The organism is Methanosphaerula palustris E1-9c, from assembly GCF_000021965.1.
GTDB lineage: Archaea > Halobacteriota > Methanomicrobia > Methanomicrobiales > Methanospirillaceae > Methanosphaerula > Methanosphaerula palustris.
The window spans coordinates 2,407,313-2,426,969 of record NC_011832.1; the positions used below are offsets into that span (position 1 = coordinate 2,407,313).

Genomic DNA, 19,657 nt, shown 5'->3' on the forward strand with positions numbered 1-19,657 from the left:
GCGAATGTACCGGATCGATTATACGATCAGACGGTGATCTTCTCATCAATATGGTATGATCACTGGGTACTCTCTCTTTCTGCTCGCTGCAGCCATTATCACCGCTCTCCTCGCCACTTACACCAGATGGCACCGCCGGCAGGTGGCCAGCAGTGCTACCGGCATAACCCTCCTGCTGATCGCCATCACGCTCTACGTCGGCGGATACGGGATGGAACTGATCAACACCGACCTGCCCGGCATGCTCTTCTGGAGAATGATTGAGTACGTCGGGATCGCACCAATACCACCCCTGTTGCTGATCATGGTGCTCGGACACATCGACCTGACCCGGCAATCTCTCCGGCAGTCCTCGCTCTCCTCTCCATCATTCCGGCGATCACCCTCATACTGGTTCTGACGCAGAACCTCTTCAACTACCAGACGATTGGCACCGATACATCGGCGCCCTTTCCTCAACTGGTCTTCACCCCAGGATCCAGGTATTGTATCAATTCGGGGTACCTGTTCATTTCACAGGCTCTAGGGACCGCGTTGCTCGTGGGAGCGTACCGCAGAAGCACACAGATTTTGTTTAGAAGACAACGCCTGATCATGGGGCTCGGGCTGATAGCCCCATTCATTGCCTTCATCCTCTATCTCACCGGCCTCTCCCTGATCCCGCCCGATCCCGCATATGAACCCGACCCCGATCGCCCATTCGGTCATCCTCCAGAAGACTCGGTCGTGGTGAGGGTCCTCGACGACCTGGAACTGGTCACCAAGGTGAACCCCACCGCTGAAGCGGCGTTCGGCCTCGCTCCTGGCGAGGGGATCGGCCTACTGGCCGCACAGTTGACAGACCTGTTTTTGGACCTGCCCGCGATCCTCAAGCATGCCCATCCCAGGTGGAGGAGGAAGTCAGGCATGGCAACCAGCACTTCACCTACGAGGTGGTCGACCTCAGAGACGAAAGGGATCGACTGGCGGGATCGGTGCTGCTCATCCGGGATATCAGCCCCTGGCAACAGGCTGAGGATGCGCTCCTCAGATGGACCGTCGAACTCGAGGTGGCCAACCAGCAACTGGCCCAGATCTCGGCGATCACCGGCATGACATTAGCAACCAGTTAGTGGTGATCGGTGGGAACCTGGACCTGCTGCTTGAGGATGGGATGCAGGCTGAGCAGACACGAACGGTGGAGCAGGTCCTGGAAGTCACCGGCCGGGTCAGAGAGATGATCGCCTTCATGCGTGACTACCCGGCGATCGGCACCTCGACTCCGGTCTGGACCGACCTCAGGCATTTGACAGAGCAGGCTGCAGCAGAGGTGGCACTTGGGAACGTGCAGATCGAAAACCTGCTCCTCATTATTGAGATGTTGGTCGACCTGTTGGTCGAGAAGGTGATCGCCACCCTCTTTGAGAGGGCGATCCGGCACGGGAAGACGGCCTCCAAGATCAAATTCTCTACCTAGACCGATCCTGCCGGCCTCACAATCGTCTGCGAGGACGACGGGGGGTGGCAGATGATAGAAAAAAATGATATTTGAACACGGATACGGCGAAAACACAGGTCTCAGCCTCTTCCTCGCCCGCGAGATCCTTGCGATCACCGGAATGACGATTGCAGAGACCTGTCCTTATGGGCAGGGGCCAGATTCGAGATCTGGGTACCCCGCGGGGAGATACAGAACCGGATCTCACACAATAGGAGATCAGAGTGAAGGAAATGTATCATTGACAAAACCCATCACCAGATCAGAGGGTGCTGATACCCCGGGCTGAAGACTAAACAGAGACGACCGATATAAGGACGGACACGGAAGAATCAGGAGACCATAGGTGGACGCCGCAAGAGCGTCTCCTGCAGAAGGTCAAAGATTGGAATTCCTTTTCCTGTGTCGAAACAGAGACCGATCTTCCCTGAATTTCCTGTATTTCATAGGGACTCAGATCGAAAACACCCTCAATATCCACCCGTCACTTTAACTTCGCAGTGAGAGAAACCACAGACGAGATCATCGATGAACACCACCACCCCCTCGCTGGACTTCATCCAAAGCCGACAAGGAAGGGACCGGCAGCGTTCGTCCGCTGTGAACGTACCGGATCGATTAAATGATCTGTCGATGATCTTTCTTCTAGTTCGATATGATCACCGGGTATTCGATCTTCCTCATCACTGCGGCCGTCGTCACCGCTCTCCTCGCCGTTTACACAGGGTGGCAACGTCGCCAGGCCATCAGAAGTACCACCGGGATTGTCCTGCTCCTCATCGCCATCGCCCTGTACCTCAGCGGATACGGGATGGAACTGGCCAGCACCGACCTGGCCGGCATGCTCTTCTGGAGCAGGATCCAGTACTTCGGAATCGCATCGATCCCGCCCCTGCTGCTGATCGTGGTGCTCGGATATACCAACCAGACCCGGCACCTCTCCCCAGCGGTTCTCGCCGTTCTCTCGATCATCCCGGTGATCACCCTCGTGCTGGTCCTGACCCAGAACCCTCTCCACTACCAGACCGTCAGCGTCGATACCTCCCTCCCATTTCCACGGCTGGCCTTCACCCCGGGGGTCTGGTATTTTGTCAATACATGGTACCTGTTCACATCGCAGGCTGTTGGGGTAGCACTGCTCGTGCGGGCGTTCTACAAAAATACCCAACCACTGTATAAGAAACAGATCCTGATCATGGCTATCGGTGTGATCGCTCCGTTCATCGCTTTCATCCTCTACCTTGCCGGCCTCTCCCCGGTCCCTCACCTGGACCTGGTCCCGTTCGCACTCGTCATCACTGCAACAGCGTCCTTCATCGGGATCCTCTCATTCCGGCTCTTCGACCTAGTCCCGATCACCCACTCAGTCATCCTCCAGAGGATCCCAGTCGGGGTGATGGTCGTCGACGATCTGGAACGGGTCACCAAGGTGAACCCAGCAGCTGAAGCGGCATTCGGCCTTGCTCCAGGGGAGGGGATCGGCCAGCTGGCCGCGCTGCTGACCGAGCAGTTTCCAGAGTTGCCCGCGATCCTCAGGCACGCCCGTCCGGGCATCGAGACGGAGATCAGATATGGCAACAAGCACTTCACCTTCGAGGTGGTCCACCTCGGAGATGAGGATGACCGGCCGGTGGGAGGGGTGCTGCTCATCCGGGATATCAGCCTCTGGAGACAGACCGAGGAGGTGCTCCTCAGACGAACCGACGAACTTGAGGTGGCCAACCGGCAGCTCGCGCTCATCTCGGCGATCACCAGACACGATATCAGCAACCATCTGGTGGTGATCAGCGGGTACCTGGATCTACTCCTTGAGGACCAGTTGACACCTGCACAGGCCGGGGTGGTTGAACTGGTTCAAGATGCTGCCAGTCGGGTCGGCCAGATGGTCACCTTCATGCGCGACTACCAGGCGATCGGCACCTCGGCTCCAGTCTGGACCGACCTCCGGTGTATAACAGAGCAGGCTACAGCAGAGGTGGCACTTGGGAACGTGCAGATCGAAAACCTGCTCCCTGCCATCGAGGTGCTGGCCGACCCGCTGATCAAGAAGGTAATCACCACTCTCTTTGAGAATGCGATCCGGCACGGAAAAACGGTTACCAGGATCCTCCTCTCTGCCAAGACCGATCCGGCCGGCTTCACGATCGTCTGCGAGGACGACGGGGGTGGGGTGGAGGCTGACAAAAAGGAGCGAATCTTTGAACGTGGATATGGTAGCAACACCGGCCTCGGCCTCTTCCTGGCCCGCGAGATCCTCGCGATCACCGGGATGACGATCGCGGAGACTGGGATCCCCGGCGTCGGGGCACGGTTCGAGATCCAAGTGCCTCCCGAGCGGTACAGAACCCAGTCCTAAAGATCTCCAACAAACCAACAGAAGAAGGGCAGGTTATGCTCCTCTGTCTGATCTCACCGGATCGATTATACGATCTGGCGATGATCATCTTATCAGTCTGATATGATCACCGGCTACTCAGTCTTCCTCTTCGCGGCAGCCACCGTCACGGGCCTTCTCGCCGCCTATACTGGATGGTACCGCCGTCGGGAGATCAGCAGTGCCACCGGGATCCTCTTGCTCCTCATCGCAATTACCCTGTACATCGGGGGAGCCGGAATGGAACTAGCCAGTAGTGATCTAGCCGAGATCCTCTTCTGGGTTAAGGTTGAGTATCTAGGGATCGCATCGATCCCGTCCCTGCTGTTGATCGGGATGTTCGGATACGTCAACCGGACCCGGCACCTCTCCCTTCCACTCCTCGCCCTCCTCTCGGTCATCCCGGTGATCACCTGCGCCCTGGTATTGACCCAGAGCCCCCTCTTCTACCAGACGGTCGGCATCGATACCTCAGCACCGTTTCCACGGCTGGTCTTCACCCCGGGACCGGGGTATTATCTCAACGCATGTTATCAGATTATTGCGCTGTTTACTGGAACGATACTGCTCGTGCGGGCTTACCGCAGAAGCACCCAACCACTGTACAGAAAGCAGATTCAGATCCTAGGGATCGGCATAACCGCTCCATTCATCGCCTCCATCCTGTACATCTCAGGGCTCTCCCCGATCCCGCACCTGGACCTAGCCCCATTCGCCCTCGTCATCACTGCAACGGCGTTCACCATCGGGATCTTCTCATACCAGCTCTTCGACCTGGTCCCAATCGCCCACTCGGTCATCCTCCAGAAGATTCCGGTCGGGGTGATGGTCGTCGACGACCTGGAACGAGTCACCGAGGTGAACCCGGCCGCTGAAGCGGCGCTCGGCCTCGGAACTGGGGAAGGGATTGGTCAGCCAGTTGCATTGCTGACCGAGCGGTTCCCGGAGTTGGCCGGGATCATCAGGGACGCCCGTCCCGGGATTAAGAAGGAGGTCCGGTATGGGGATCGGCATTACACCTTCGAGGTGGTCCGCCTCGGAGAAGAGGGGGATCGGCCCGCGGGATCGGTGCTGCTCATCCGGGATATCAGTCCCTGGCGACTAGCCGAAGAGGAACTCCTTCGACGGACCGACGAACTTAAGGTGGCCAACCAGCAACTGGCGCTCATATCAGCGATCACCAGGCACGACATCAGTAACCAGCTGGTAGTGATCGACGGGTACTTGGACCTGCTCCTCGAGGACGGGATGCCGGCAGACCAGGCCAAGACAGTGGAACAGGTCCTGGACGCCACCGATCGGGTCAGAGAGATGGTCACCTTCATGCGCGACTACCAGGCGATCGGCACTTCAGCCCCGGTCTGGACTGATCTTCGGAACCTCCCCGAGAGAGCGGCGACAGAGGTGGCTCTCAGGGGGGTGCAGATCAACAATCTCCTCCCTGCCATCGAGGTGCTCGCCGACCCGCTGATCGAGAAGGTGCTCGCCACCCTCTTTGAGAATGCGATCCGGCATGGGAAGACGGTGACGCAGATCCTCCTCTCCGCCAGGACCGATCAGGCCGGCCTCACGATCGTCTGCGAGGACGACGGGGCTGGGGTGAATGAAGACAAAAAGGAGCGAATCTTTGAACGTGGATACGGCAGCAACACCGGCCTCGGCCTCTTCCTGGCCCGCGAGATCCTCGCGATCACCGGGATGACGATCACAGAGACTGGGATCCCCGGCGTCGGGGCACGGTTCGAGATCCAGGTCCCCCCCGGACGGTACAGAACCCTGGATCAAGCAAAAAAAGACCATAAAGAGGAGCAAGAGCAAATGCTGCCCTCCGGCGCCGGGTCAGATGGTCCAGACACCCCTGCCTGAAGATTTAACAGAGATCACCGGTAATAAGTACAGACGCGGGGATAACCAAGAGGCCAAAGGTGGGCGCCTCAAGAGCGTCTCTCGCAGGAGTTCAAGGGTTCGAATCCCTTTCCCCGCATCTGCGATCACACCGGTGATACCAGCACGTTCTTTTTTATCTTTTTCAAGCGAGTGAAAACCGGGTTTATCGAGGCTGGATTAATAGCCTGATCCGACTCCCAATAATCTCATAATGCTACTTCCCAGACTAGAGAAAACCATACATAGTAGTTCGCTAATTTTGTGAAACGTCTAAATATGCAGTTGATCATAAATTTATCAATAGAATAGAAAGGTCTATATCCTTTGCAGGCTGTCCCTTATGGTCTCACAAACCGGGAGCAGACCCTGCACAGATGTTTCTTGCGTTCGTCCGAAAGAATGTTGTGATCTGGCTGTAGCCGCTCTGAACTGTCATGTGAATATTCCTTTTCAGGGATCCCTGACCCAAACTACTATCTTTAGTACACTCGTTGAGATGGCCGTTGAGCAACAGTCTATCCATTCGATCAGCTCGCTTCTGGAGAAGAGTCCATGTGAAACTTCACTTCGGTATCATCTTGCCAAACTCCACATAGATGACCTCGAAGCTACAAACTTGGCGATTCTAACTCATTCGATCACATCGGTCCTGATACCTGGAAAGGCATACAACGTTCGCCATTGATTACACCAATGACCCGTATTATGGGACGGTTTCATCAGAAAACGAGGGATATGTCATTCAAAGTCGGCTCAAGAAATCAACAAACGAGTTCTATTCCTACGTTACGATTTATGCGATCACCCAGGACCGCCAGGTAACCCTGGCGGTCTACCCTGTGACACAGGGTACATCCAAGGTCGCGTATATCATCCGCTGTCTGGATGCAATCACGACAGCGGGTCTGAGGATCCAAGCACTCTATCTTGATCGGGAATTCTATGCACGAAAGGTAATCGACTTCCTGACAACCGTTCAGATCCCATTTATCATCCCGGTCCGAAAACACAGTCGAGCGATGAAACAACCCCTGAACAGAACAAGATCACGGTTTGGGGAGTATATTATGCGTGGAAAACCCTCGCTTCGTCTGAAGATTGCGATAAATGTGAAGTATGCAAACGGAAAAAGAGTGAAACATGGGGTCAAGAACTTTGAATATGTGGTACATGGCATATCCTGGGATCCCCAGCGGATTCATAAGACCTACCGATCTAGGTTTGCGATCGAGTCGTCATACCGGATGCGGAACCTTGTCAAACCCAGAACCTCAACCCGCAATCCGGTGATCCAATATCTCTTTGCTATTATCTCGTTTCTGATAAAAAATCCCTGGATAGCAGTGCTTTGGACACGATTCTCACCTGTGAAACAAGGTCCAGGAACCATTGAGATAGGCACGTTCAGATTTGATCAGTTCAAGTTGTTTGTCTGGGAGGCAGTAAGAGTAAACCTAAAGGTCGTGATAAAAATTCCTGCCCTCAGAAATCCAGTATAACTGAAGAAGATTTGGAACGCTGATGAAAGAAAAAGACACGAAGGATAATTAGCTAAGTACTGATACAACAAACTCAAGCGGGCGCTCCGGACTGAAGTCGACGAGGGTGCATGGTCGGCGCTCGACCGAGCCGAGAACTGGCCATTCTCCCGGCCAAAGCAGGGATTGATCGCCATCATGGTGATCAACCACTATAGGGACGAGGTGCTGAAAGTGTGTGGGTGCGAAATGAGATCCCACCAGGTGAAATCAGACTATCTGGGTCGATAATGGGTTCCCAAATGTCCCGAACAGACTGTCAAGGAGTATTGAGGCTCTCACCCGATCAATCGTCCCCTTCCAATGTTAGCCCCGCCGGACTCGACGATCAGAGTACCGATATAAGCAGACAGACCCCGACCGGGATGAGCAGGTTATCGTCGACCGGGGCATAGAGTTCGACCAACCCTGCGACGACGGAGATCAGAACGGCCAGAGGAGGGGGGAGAAGGAAGATGAGGATTCCGACCGTCACCACGATGCCGGCCCCGGTCCCTTCAGCCGTCTTCTTCAGGTAGACCCGATGCCGGCCGAAGTTCATCCCGACCAGGGCCGTCACGCTGTCCAGCACTGCCAGCACCAGTACCCCGGTCGCCGCTGTCGTACTCCCGAAGAGGACCAGACAGGTGAGCGCACTCATCACAAAGAAGAAGGTGCCCTGCCCGGGGACCGTCCCTTCTCGCTCGGCATGGGCCAGGATCCAGGAGATCAGGGGGAGATGGAAGCCCCGGCTGACCGCATCGGCAACCACCATTCCCCCGAGCAGCCCCACCACCAGCAGCGGAGTCGTCACGGCGGGATCGAAGAAGCGGATCAGTGCGGCGATCAGCAGGCCGATCAAAAGATGCAGCACCTGGCGGAGGTCCTCGCGCATACAACCATCTTCAACCTTCGAGATTATAAGGAAACCCAGGATCCACCATCAAAGAACCTATCTCCCGGTAGGGGCAAATGCTGAAACGAGGAGAAAACTGTGACAAGTATCGCCGTACTGGCCGGAGAGATCCTATCGAACCTGCTGTACCTGGTGCTGCTCCTGCTCCCTGCACTCTACTGGTGTGTCGATCCCGCCCTCGGGCTTCGGGTGATGCTTTTGACGATGGTGAGCGGCGGCTTGAACATCGGGCTGAAGATCCTCTTCCAGGTGCCCCGCCTCTCGTGGGGTTCCTCGCTAGCAGGGGGCGGACCTGGAGAACAGTCGTACGCCTTCCCCTCCACCCATGCCGAGCAGACCGCCACTGCTGTCGGCTGGCTTGCCTGCACGACCAGAACCCTGCCTGCGTTCGCTGTTGCCGTCGTCCTGATTGTGATCGTCGGGGTGGCCAGGGTGCTGGCGGGTGCACACACGCCTGTCCAGGTGGTCGGTGGGACGCTGGTCGGCCTAGCACTGGTGGCCGTGATGCTGGTCCTCGACCATCCGCTGGCCGGATGGCTCGGAAACCTGACGATGGGCGGACAGATCCTGGCGGCAGTTGGGGGATCGGTCCTCCTGCTTGTGCTCTACCCGGCCTGCCTGGCTGCCGGTGGACTCTGGCCTGTCCCGGGATCGCTCCTTTCGTCGTTGGCCGGGCCGCTCGATCCCTCGGCCCACCTGATCTGGACAGGGCTCTTCTTCGGCATCGCTACCGGGGCGGTCCTGACGGCGCACCACCAGGGATTCCCGCCGGCCCCGACAATGAGGAGAATGGTGATCAGGTACACCTGGGGGATCACCGGGGTCCTCCTGATCGGGCTCACCTTCCAGGCACTGGCAGGGCATGCTATCCCACCCCTCTCCTGGATGCTCGTCTCGCTGGGAGCCGTGGTCTGCGGGTGGTGGATCACTGCCGTGGTACCGGCCATCTGCCGACACGGCGGAAGGTGAAGACCCTGGCGCAGGGTCAGGTGATCTCCGGAACCGGGACCACAAAGCAGCAGTGATCGTCGCCCATCGCATAACAGGCCGTCTCCTGCGCAGTGATGGTCTGGTGATAATAATCAGAGAAGACGGCGCTGAGCAGCCCGGCATCGAAGGCGCAGGCCGGTCTACCAATATTTGGAAGATCTCCACACTCAAAGCAGTCGTACACATACAGGGTTATCGGATCGAGCGAGATCACCTCGACCCGGCCGAGCCGATGCTTCTCCCAGAAATGGGCCAGGTTCCCGAGCAGGGTCGCAAGGTCCGGGCCGGCGACCGTCGGGGCGATCGCCTCGCCGACGTGCAGTCCAGAAGAGAAGAGGAGGGGATCGATGTTGATCCCGTCAGCGAGGAGGGTGACCCTGAGGGTCTGAAAGAGCAGGCGAAAGAAATCGGGAGGGGGAGCATCAGCGCCGGCGTAGCCCATCAGGTAGGTGCTCAGGTCCGACCGGTGCAGATCTCCTGAGGAGAGATCCCCGAGATGGCGGGAGGCGAGCGAGAAGATCTTCTTCCGGCGGTCGACAGGATCAGTCCTGACCGTGAGAACCCCTCCTTCAACCAGCCCCTTCAGATGGACCGAGACCGTGGACTTCGCTCGCCCTGAACGGGAGACGATCTGATCGAAACTCAGGTCCTCCTCCTTCAGCATCGCAAGGATCCGCATCTGGATCATACCGCCGACCGTCCGAACCCCCTCCTCCGTCGAAAAGAGGGCGACGGCGAGTGTATGACCTTCCTCTCCTTGCTTCTTCACTGACATACCGTAATCTACATATAGTATTGTTCGTATATAATGGAATGTTCGTATAATATAGAACTAATTACCGGAGAAGAATCAGATGAAAGCCACAGCAACAGAACTGGCCCCCGGCGTCTACTGGGTCGGGGCAATCGACTGGAACCTCAGGGAATACCATGGATACACGCTGCCCGGCACCACCTACAACGCCTACCTGGTCGTCGGTACCGAGAAGGTTGCCCTGATCGACAACACCTATCCCGGGTTTGAGAAGCAGCTGCTCGCCCGGGTTAGCGAGATCATCGACCCGGCAAAGATCGATCTGATCGTAGCGAACCATGTGGAGATCGATCACTCCGGCGGACTGCCTGGCATGGCGAAACTGATCCCTGGCGTACCGATCTACTGCACCGAAGCTGCGGTGACCGGGTTCGGACGCCACTACGACACCACGAACTGGAACTTCGTCCAGACCAAGAGCGGGGACTCGGTGAATCTGGGCGGAAAGACGCTCGTCTTCCTCGAGGCGCCGATGCTCCACTGGCCCGATTCGATGTTCACCTACCTCGCCGAGGAGAAGATCCTCTTCTCAAATGATGCCTTCGGACAGCACATCGCATCAGCGGCCAGGTTCGACGACGAGATCGGGAAGGACGAGGCACTCCTCCATGCCAAGAAATTCTTTGCAAACCTGCTCACCCCACTCGCCAAGAAGGTGCTCAAAAAGCTCGACGAGGTAGGAACCCTCGGGATCGAGATAAAAATGATCGCCCCAAGCCACGGAGTGATTTGGCGGTCCTACGTCGCCGATCTCCTCGGGGCGTACGTGAACTGGTCGAAGGGTGTCTCCAAGGACAAGGTCACAATCGTCTTCGACACCATGCACCACTCCACCGACATGATGGCCCAGGCCCTGGCCGAGGGTGTCATGGCCGAAGGGGTCGACGTGAAGGTCTGCATCCTCAAGGACGGCAAGGTCGAGGGGACGCACAGATCCAATATCGCCTCTGAGATCTTGGACTCCAAGGCGGTGCTGGTCGGCTCCCCTACCCTGCAGGACGAGGTCTACCCAACCGTCGCCGACTTCCTCAGTTATCTGCGCGGACTGCGGCCTGGAAAACTTGAGCATAAGAAGATCGGGTTCGCCTTCGGTTCGCACGGCGGCAAGGGCGGGGCGATTCACTACATCACCGATTCATTGCGGACGGCAGGGATAGAAGTGATCAATGAAGGCTTCGAAGTGCACTATCGCCCCGATGGTTCTGAACTCGACCGTTGCTTTGAGATGGGCCAGGACATCGCACGTAGGGTCAAAACCCTCTAATATTCCCATTTTTGTATTTTTTTGTATATCACTTACTTCTGCCCACACCATCAGATGCATAACCAAGGCGGTTGTTTACCCTCCCATCATCCCCCGGATCAGGCCGGACCTACAGCAAGTACATGAGAAACTATTTTGTAGTGAACCCCGCATTAGAGAATACCAGATGGAGGGTAAAACGTTGATCACGGTGCTCCTCGTCGACGACGAGCAGGACCTGCTGGATATCGGAAAGAGGTCGCTTGAAAAGACCGGAGACTACAGTGTTCAGAGCGCGACCTCGGCAGAGGAAGCCCTGGAGCAGATTGGGATCGATCCCCCAGATGTGGTGGTCGCCGATTACATGATGCAGGGGGCTGACGGGATCGAACTCCTGCACGAGGTTCGGAGAGCATACCCCGGGCTGCCCTTCATCATCTTCACCGGCAGGGGAACAGAGGAGATCGTCGCAGAGGCCTATGAAGCCGGGGCCGACTTCTATATCCAGAAGAAAGACATGGCCAGGGTGCAGTTTGCAGAACTGGCAGAGAAGATCACTAGGGCCCTGCAGCAACGGCGCGGGGAGGAGCGAATGACCCGATTGGGTCGGCTCAATACCGTACTCCAATCGACCAACCACGCCCTGATCAGGATCCACGATCAGGTACAGCTCCTCTCTGCATCCTGTAGAATCGCAGTCGAGGATGGAGGGTTTATCCAGGCCTGGGCAGGGATCACCGATCCGGTAACCGGGATGGTGGTTCCGGTGGCCTCGGCCGGCCATGTCGCAGGCTACCTGGACAGGATAGCCATCTCCGTGGATGATATCCCCGCCGGTCGGGGGCCGACCGGAACAGCGATACGCGAGAGGCGGCCGGTGCTGATCAATGACATCGCATCCGATCTCAGAATGGAACCATGGCGGGAAGAGGCACTTGCCCGAGGATACCAATCCTCGGCGTCCTTTCCCCTGATAGCCGAAGATGGGATGATAGGGGCACTTATCTTTTATGCGGCGGTCCCGGACTTCTTCGATGGGCAGGAGGTGCGGCTCCTCTCCGAACTGACCGCAGACATCTCCTTCGGCCTCTCGACGATCAAGAGTGAGCTGGAGCGGAGCAAGGCCGAAACACTGCTGCGAGAAAGCGAGGCACGGTACCGGGCGCTTGCCACACACTTCCCGAACGGAGGGGTCTTCCTCTTTGACCATGACCTCCGATTTATGCTCGCAGACGGAAAGGACCTTCCCGCCACCGGGCTCTCGACCGAGGAGATGATCGGAAGGACAGTCGATGAGGTCTTCTCCGGGGAAACGCTCGAAAATATCCGTCCTTATTACCTCGAAGCGCTGAATGGAAGAGAGAGCACCTTCGAGATGGAGTATATGGGAGAGGTCCTTGAGGTACATACGCTCCCGGTGCGGGACGACAAGGGGGTGGCCACCGGGGGGATGGCGATGGCCCAGGTGATCACCGGCAGAAAGCAGGCCGAAGAACATCTTCTGGGATTAAACCAGCGCCTTACGCAGATCATCGAGTTTCTGCCCGACGCCACCTTTGTAATCGACACCGATCAGCAGGTGATCGCCTGGAACAGGGCAATGACCGAGCTGACCGGGGTCGACGAGTCACAGATCCTTGGAAACAGGGACCATGTCTATGCCAGTCCCTTTTATGGCGAGGACCGGTTGATGCTGATTGATCTGGTCGCTGGCGGGCGGAAAGGAGAACGACCACCCTTCACCCGGTTTGAAGAGCAGGGAGACCGCCTGATAGGCGAAGCGGTGGCCCCGGCGATCCGGCAGGGCCGGGGCGGCTTCCTCTGGGGGATCGCCTCGCCCCTCTATGATCGCACCGGCAGGGTGGTCGGGGCGATCGAATCGATCCGGGATATCACCGATCGGAAAGAGCAGGAACGGGCCCTTCGCGAGAACGAGGAACGGTACCGGTCGCTCTTCGACAATAACCCTGCGGCGATGATGTTGATAAAACCCACAACCCTGGAAATCGTCGACGCCAACCCGGCCGCCCTGAAGTTCTATGGTTACACTCACGAGAGGATGACGCACCTGCATACAACCGATATAACCGATATGATCCCCTTACCCGAACAGGATCCGCGAACCACGATCGAACGGGCAGAAGTACGGACCCATTATGCCCGCCATCGCCTCGCTGACGGTATGGTCAGGGAAGTTGAACTCTATTCAGGCCCGCTGATCATCCACGGAGAGCAGTTGCTGTACACGATCGTCCACGACATCACCGACCGGATCCAGGCCGAGAAAGCTCTGGCCGAGAGCGAGGAGAAGTTCCGGACCCTCTTCAACAGTACCAGCGACCTGATCTTCCTGATTCAGGCAGACCCGGTGGAGCACCCGATGATGACCGAGGTGAACCGGGCGACCTGTGCCCGGCTCGGGTATTCCCGGGAGGAACTGCTCGCCATACCCTTTGAAGAGGTGCTGGCCTCAAATTCAGAGCAGATCAGAACCCTGCAGACCGAACTTAGGTACTATGGGTACATCTCGCTCGAGTCGACGCTGGTCGGACGGACCGGGTCAAGGGTGCCGGTGGAGATCAATGTGGTACTGATCGAACTGCAGGGCACGCAGGTCGGACTCGCCGTGGCCAGAGACATCACAGAACGGCGTGAGTTGCAACAGCTCGAGAGGGCTGCACTCGAGCAGATCCAGGAAAATCTGGCACAGATGGCAGCGTTGAACGATGAGATCCGGAACCCCCTGGCGGTGATCGTCGGACTAGCCGACCTCGAAGAACCGGCATTTGCCCAGAAGATCCTCGTCCAGGTGAAATCGATCAATGATCTCGTCACCCGGCTCGATCAGGGGTGGGTCGCCTCAGAGAAGGTCCGCGGGTTTCTCAGGAAACATTACCAGATCTCATAGCCTTCCGGGACAATGCCACCACCCCCTCAAAAGCCGACCAATGAGAGGGGATCTGATACAGGGATACGCTCGACAGGGAGGATTGATACCACTTTCACCCTGTGCAACGGCCAGCCAATTAAACATCTTCTTGCTGAAGAAGATCTATGACGCATACGATTCAGATCACAATTTACGCCAGAAATAGAGGTTGGATCCCCAGAGAAGAACTCTGGGTTTGCAGCAGAACGAGGGGCGGAGAGAAGATGGGATCCGGCTCTCCTCTGGGGGAAAACCGTGACTCCAACCCCCAACACGGTACACCCAGCCATGACGATTGTCGATCTTCCCCGGCCACCAGAGCAGGTCGGCGAACATATATAATGGGAATAATGGGACATGCCAGGCGGGGATGATATGCAAGGGAACAGCGTGGAGTGCCGGTCACCAGGTCCGGACACAGGGGGTATACGCCGTCGACTCATGGTTCCGACAGCAGGGGTACCTGATGGTCAGAACCCGTCAGGGTACCAGACCCCTCGACCTGCTGGCCGGGTTAGCCGAGGAACTGGTGCTGATGAAAGGTCAGTCGAACGAGAAAGGTGCCACCATCACTTCATGTGATCGCGGACTCCTACAGAGAAGAGAGCCTGACTCTCCGCAACCTCCCGGATCCGGAAGGATCCCGCTGTTCGTACCAGTTCTGGCTCTCGATCTCCTGCCACGGCTGGCAGGTCTTTGAGGTGATGAAGGGCGGGATCCAGGAGATCACCAGGGATCTCTGATCCTTTCGGCCGGACGGACCACCATCCAGTACCAGAACGACTGGATCGAGAGGATCACCTCGATGAAACGCTCCAGATCCATCGGTTTATGAACATAACAGTTGGCATGCAGATGATAGGAGGTCAAAATGTCCTCATCAGCGGTCGAGGTGGTCAACACCACGACAGGGATCGTCCTGAGTTCCGGGTCACCCTTCACATCGGCGAGCACCTCCCGCCCGTTCTTCTTTGGCAAGTTCAGATCGAGAATGATCAGATCTGGACGGGGATGATCTGGAGAACTGCCCGAGGTACGCAGGAACTGCAGGGCTGAAACCCCATTCATCACCACATTCAGGTTCACCTTCTGATCAGCCTCTTTTAGCGCCTCCTTCGTCAACCTGATATCAGCCGGGTTATCCTCGACCAGAAGGATCTCCATCACCCTCGCTCTCTCTCCCAGTCCCATGGTCATCTCAATGGCACCGGAAAACCATATATAGTTTTTTATCCGGGATTTTCATCAGGGGTGGGATTTCAAAGGAACCGAGACCTTCTCCTGCCGCAGATCCACTCCCACCCCATGCCGTCCGATACCACGCTCAATCTGATGGATCAGAATGGCATACTACGTCCGGGAGCCTCCCAGACCGAATCGGCCGTCATCACCTGGAATCTACCCCCCACTTCAGGTAGATCGTCCGATATCGAAAATGATGAGTTCATCATCGATAGGCAGCAGGCGGATCAGTTTTGATCCAGAACAGGGGGTGGATCCCGTTCATTCTCTCCCACAATTTCAATCTACCGGTCCTGAACCAAGTGCCGGATATCGATCCAGATCAGCAGGTCAGTCTTCCCCTGCTCCCCATGGGCCACCGGCCTCTTGATAATCCCCAGGATATGAGTCACATTCTGGCTGGAAAGGATCATTGTCCGGTCGATCTGCGCCCGGTTGAAGGTCGAAACCGCCTGCACCTCATCGACCAGGATCCCAACCATATAGGAGAGGATCGTCTCATCGAGGACGATGATCCGCTGTTCTTCCAGCGGAATCTCACAATTATTACAGTCTAGGGAGAGTGTCGTTGAGAGATCGATGATCGTCGTGATCTCCCCCGGAGATCGATGATCCCCAGGATAGAAGAGTCCATCCTGGGGAGCGGGGTGATCGGCGTGTACTCGACCACCTCCCGGACATCGAAGAGATCGAGCGCAAACTGCTCCCTGCCGAGGGCGAATTCAAGCACCTGAACCTCTTCTTCCTCTGGTGAAACTGGCGCAATCGGCGACGTCAGTACTCCCTGCAGGATCGCTTCCATCGAACCATCGTCACACCCGAAAGATGGCAATCTCACCACGGATCCGTTCTGAAGAGTTCTTCGCCTCGCCGATCATCCGGCTGATCTCCTCGATCGACGCTGTCGACTCCTCGGTGGCGCTGGCTACATCGGTCGAGTCCCTGCTCGTCTCCTCGATCTGTGAGGTCACCTCATGGATGCTGGCCGTGATCTCCTGGACCGCCGCAGCCTGTTCCTCAGTGGCGCTGGCCACCTCCTCGGTGTTCTGTGAGATCTTCTGGACCGACTCTACGATCTTGTTGAATGATTGAAGTGTCTCGTCGAGAACCAGGTCTCCCTGCTCGATCAGGGTACTCGTCTCGTTCATTGCGATCAACGCCTCCTCTGATCGGGATCGGAGACCAGTGATCAGTTCCTCGATGTGCTCTGCAGAGCCCCTCGACTCCTGGGCCAGAGATTTAACCTCTGCGGCGACCACCGCAAACCCGCGACCGTGTTCTCCTGCCCGGGCGGCCTCGATGGCTGCGTTCAGGGCGAGCAGGTTGGTCTGACTGGCCAGTTCCCTGATGATCTTGACGATCTTGCCGATGTCGTTCATCTGCATTCCGATCTCGTTGACGATCCGACCGGCCTCATTCCCGGCATTCCCGATCGCATCCATACTCGCCTCCGCTTTCCCGGCCAGGACAACACCGTCCTTAGAGAGGAATTCAGTCTGCTTGGCGAGGACGGCAACCGATTCCATCGAAGCGGTCACCTCCTCGACGGCCGCGGATATATCCTCCATCGCATGCAGCACCTGCTGTGTCCCGAGCATCGCCTTTTCGGTGTTCGCACTGACATCGATCGTCGAGACGGCGACCTGCTGGGCACCCCTGCTGATCTCCTCGACCTGTGCCCCGACCCCCGTCAGGTCCTCGTTCAGATCATGGATCTGGTCCCTGGTGACCCTGAATGCCTCAGACACCTCGACACCAATGCTGTTCAGTGCCTTGCCCATCGTCACGAAGTCGCCGGCCAGGTGGACGGCCGGATCGACCCTGCTCGTGAAATCGCAGCCTGCGTAGGCAGAAGAGACCTGGGAGATGGCACCAATGGCAGCACTTACCCGAACCCCTATGTTGTCGAGCGCCTCCCGGAACTCGAGGAAATCGCCGGCCATCGGAATGGACCGATCCATCCGGGTGGAGAACGATCCCTCGGCATAGTCCCGCGAGACCCGCCTCGCCTCGTTCAGCGGGGCTATCACAGCATCGAGAGTCTGGTTGACGCCGTCGACGATCTTCCGGTAATTTCCCTCGTGCTTTGAAGCATCCGCCCGGGTTTCTAGCCTGCCTTCGACGGACGCTCTGGCGAGCATCCCTGCATCATCGGTCAGCCCCTGCAGATGATCGAGGGTCCGTGTGAGCCCCGGAACCAACCTATCCTGCTCTGAACGCTTTCCAATAGTGCGGTACTCCTGATACTCACTAAGGTCGCCATTGCCGATCTTCTCGATCGAGCCGGCGATATGGTTGAACCGGTCCCGAACCGTGTTGACATGAACCTTGACCTCCCCAAAGAGACCCGGGTAGTTCCCTTTCACCTCTGTACTGTGGTCGTTCACCGCCATCCGTTTGAGGACAGCGTTCACCTCAACCAGCCCACTGAGACCGTCGATGCAGGCATTCAGGTTGTTTTTGAGGTCATCGAACTCGCCCGACATCCCGGCGGTGATCCGTTCAGGGATCACGCCCCTCCCGATCAGACTGACCGAATCGGATGCAATATGCAACCCACGGATCAGTTCATCGAGCGTTCCGTTGACCCCTTCGATGATATGTCTGAAGTCTCCCTGGTGCCGGGTTGCATCCGCCCGGGTGGCGAGCCTGCCTTCAACAGCGGCCACCGAGAGCATCGTCGCATCGGCGACGAGTGCATTGAGGTTGCCGACGGTCTGGGAGATGGCATGGTTGATCTCATCAAAGTCCTGGGCAATGACCTGTGTGTCCTCATCTGCAGGGGCGATCGCAGACGGGATTACCAGATCACCGCCAGCAATCTTTCCGAGCACCTCCACAACCTTCTTCACCTCCCTATCCTGATAAAGGGCCTGCTTCTCTGCAGTCCTAGTTGCAGTCTTCTCGGCGGTCATGTCCCTGATGAACTCCATCGATCCGACGACCTGACCGTGCCGGTCTAGGATCGGGATCCCGGTGACATCGATCTCAAAGGTCAGTCCCCGCGGTCGTGCCACCGTCTCAGCCTTCACATTATGATGCTGCAATAAGCACTGCTGGGCGACACATCCACTGGTTCCACATGCATCAGCATGGACGACCTCAGCACATGGCATCCCGATAGCTTGCTGTGGGGAGACCCCTCCAATTGCAGCTGCATGCCTGTTGATGTACTGGATCCTACACTCATTATCGATGGTAAAGATCGAGGTCGGCATCTGATCGAAATACCTGACCAGCGCATCGAGGGTGGTGTTCACGCCCCCGATCGCCGAGCGGTAGACTCCCAGATGGTCCTGATCCCCGGCCCGGACGCCAAAACGGCCGTGAACAATGGCCGTCTCCAGTTCATCAATTTCGCTCACCAGATGGGTGAGCGAGGCAGCTACCCGGGCGATCTCCCGATTGATCCCAATGAACTGCTCCCCTGCCCGGGCCGTGGTCGAATCGGTCGGCCCGATCGATAAATCCAGATCCAACGACCCATCTGCCAGGTGACAGATGCTAGTATTGACCTTCGCAACCTCATCTGCAAAAAATCTGGAGAGATCTGCCTGCGCGGTTATATTTTGCACCTGCCCGGCCAGCAGGTTCACGATCCCATTGATCGCGTCGATGGCATCGGCTTGGATGGTGTCGGGCTTTCCCGGGGCCATGCGTGCATCGAGGTCCCCGGCAGCGAGACGCCCAGCAAGGTCCCAGATCTGTGAGAGGAGTTCCTTCTCCTCGGAGAGATCGCGGATAAGATAGTTGATAGTTCCGCTCACCTCCCCCCTGGCATCGAAGAGTGGCGTGGCCTGGAATCGGATCGGGATCTCCCTCCCCCCCGGAGAGATCACCGTATCGGCGACCTGGGACTCTGCCATCGTCATCGCACGCTGAATCGTCCCCCTTCCACGGGTCGACCCGTTCAGGTTGAAGAGCGTGTCGCAGGTCTGGCCTATACAATCCTCGGGCTTAAAACCGATGAACACCGAGGCCGCACGGTTCAATCCCAGTACATGTTGGTCGCAGTCGGTCCGGATGATCGGCACTTCGATTGCGTCGAAGACCTTTTGCAGTTCCTGCTGATGCTGAAAGGAAGATTCTTCGAGTCCCACCCCGCTAAATTGTTCTATTTTGGCCATCGTATATCACCCATAAGGAATGAATGCCAGTTAATCTATATAACAATATCAGTAATGTATAATCATTAATTCGTATCGACAGTTTTAATCGACTTTCCCTTACCAGAAGAGGAGATATAAGTGACCGTCTGACCAACGGAT

General features: G+C 57.1%; 12 protein-coding genes, 1 tRNA gene and 2 pseudogenes. 10 read left to right on the top strand and 5 right to left on the bottom strand.

What is annotated here, in order from left to right; genetic code table 11:
* Positions 1-55: 55 nt before the first annotated feature.
* From MPAL_RS17050 to MPAL_RS14755, 6 genes and pseudogenes are all read left to right on the top strand, one after another.
* Positions 56-1,095 (top strand): annotated as a pseudogene (locus MPAL_RS17050) (histidine kinase N-terminal 7TM domain-containing protein).
* Between the two features lie 19 nt (positions 1,096-1,114).
* On the top strand, positions 1,115-1,456 hold the full coding sequence (locus MPAL_RS17055) for a hypothetical protein (RefSeq protein WP_236610380.1): 342 nt from the start codon (positions 1,115-1,117) through the stop codon (positions 1,454-1,456).
* A 676-nt stretch (positions 1,457-2,132) separates the two neighbouring features.
* On the top strand, positions 2,133-3,833 hold the full coding sequence (locus tag MPAL_RS14745) for a histidine kinase N-terminal 7TM domain-containing protein (RefSeq protein WP_012618868.1): 1,701 nt from the start codon (positions 2,133-2,135) through the stop codon (positions 3,831-3,833).
* A gap of 102 nt (positions 3,834-3,935) precedes the next feature.
* The gene (locus tag MPAL_RS14750; RefSeq protein ID WP_012618869.1) at positions 3,936-5,717 is read left to right on the top strand and encodes a histidine kinase N-terminal 7TM domain-containing protein; all 1,782 of its coding nucleotides are present in this window, start codon (positions 3,936-3,938) and stop codon (positions 5,715-5,717) included.
* Between the two features lie 35 nt (positions 5,718-5,752).
* Positions 5,753-5,835: transfer RNA gene (locus MPAL_RS11310), tRNA-Leu, on the top strand.
* A 583-nt stretch (positions 5,836-6,418) separates the two neighbouring features.
* Complete coding sequence (locus MPAL_RS14755; RefSeq protein ID WP_330217447.1) at positions 6,419-7,237, top strand: transposase; 819 nt, start codon at positions 6,419-6,421, stop codon at positions 7,235-7,237.
* A gap of 367 nt (positions 7,238-7,604) precedes the next feature.
* Here MPAL_RS14755 and MPAL_RS11320 read toward each other — a convergent pair whose 3' ends face one another.
* Positions 7,605-8,150 (bottom strand): diacylglycerol/polyprenol kinase family protein, encoded by a 546-nt coding sequence (locus MPAL_RS11320; protein WP_012618870.1) that lies wholly within the window; start codon positions 8,148-8,150, stop codon positions 7,605-7,607.
* Positions 8,151-8,249: 99 nt separating this feature from the next.
* On the opposite strand from MPAL_RS11320, the gene MPAL_RS11325 reads away from it, so the two are divergent.
* Complete coding sequence (locus MPAL_RS11325) at positions 8,250-9,140, top strand: phosphatase PAP2 family protein (protein WP_012618871.1); 891 nt, start codon at positions 8,250-8,252, stop codon at positions 9,138-9,140.
* A gap of 16 nt (positions 9,141-9,156) precedes the next feature.
* On the opposite strand, the gene MPAL_RS11330 is transcribed toward MPAL_RS11325, so the two are convergent.
* A complete protein-coding gene (locus MPAL_RS11330) occupies positions 9,157-9,936 on the bottom strand; it encodes a V4R domain-containing protein (RefSeq protein ID WP_012618872.1) in 780 nt (259 codons plus the stop codon).
* Between the two features lie 79 nt (positions 9,937-10,015).
* On the opposite strand from MPAL_RS11330, the gene MPAL_RS11335 reads away from it, so the two are divergent.
* The 3 genes from MPAL_RS11335 (at position 10,016) to MPAL_RS16340 (ending at position 14,847) form a co-directional block, all read left to right on the top strand.
* On the top strand, positions 10,016-11,239 hold the full coding sequence (locus MPAL_RS11335) for an FprA family A-type flavoprotein (protein ID WP_012618873.1): 1,224 nt from the start codon (positions 10,016-10,018) through the stop codon (positions 11,237-11,239).
* Positions 11,240-11,405: 166 nt separating this feature from the next.
* Positions 11,406-14,126 carry a PAS domain S-box protein gene (locus MPAL_RS11340; RefSeq protein WP_012618874.1) on the top strand — a complete coding sequence of 907 codons (2,721 nt, stop codon included), beginning with the start codon at positions 11,406-11,408 and terminating at the stop codon, positions 14,124-14,126.
* Positions 14,127-14,517: 391 nt separating this feature from the next.
* The gene (locus MPAL_RS16340; RefSeq protein WP_012618875.1) at positions 14,518-14,847 is read left to right on the top strand and encodes a hypothetical protein; all 330 of its coding nucleotides are present in this window, start codon (positions 14,518-14,520) and stop codon (positions 14,845-14,847) included.
* A 26-nt stretch (positions 14,848-14,873) separates the two neighbouring features.
* Here the strand turns inward: MPAL_RS16340 and MPAL_RS11345 are convergent, their stop codons facing one another.
* The 3 genes and pseudogenes from MPAL_RS11345 to MPAL_RS14760 all read right to left on the bottom strand — a co-directional run bounded on the left by MPAL_RS11345 (position 14,874) and on the right by MPAL_RS14760 (position 19,516).
* Positions 14,874-15,344 carry a response regulator gene (locus MPAL_RS11345; protein WP_201763845.1) on the bottom strand — a complete coding sequence of 157 codons (471 nt, stop codon included), beginning with the start codon at positions 15,342-15,344 and terminating at the stop codon, positions 14,874-14,876.
* A gap of 329 nt (positions 15,345-15,673) precedes the next feature.
* Positions 15,674-16,191 (bottom strand): annotated as a pseudogene (locus tag MPAL_RS17635) (chemotaxis protein CheW).
* A gap of 10 nt (positions 16,192-16,201) precedes the next feature.
* A complete protein-coding gene (locus MPAL_RS14760) occupies positions 16,202-19,516 on the bottom strand; it encodes a methyl-accepting chemotaxis protein (protein WP_012618879.1) in 3,315 nt (1,104 codons plus the stop codon).
* Positions 19,517-19,657: the final 141 nt, after the last annotated feature.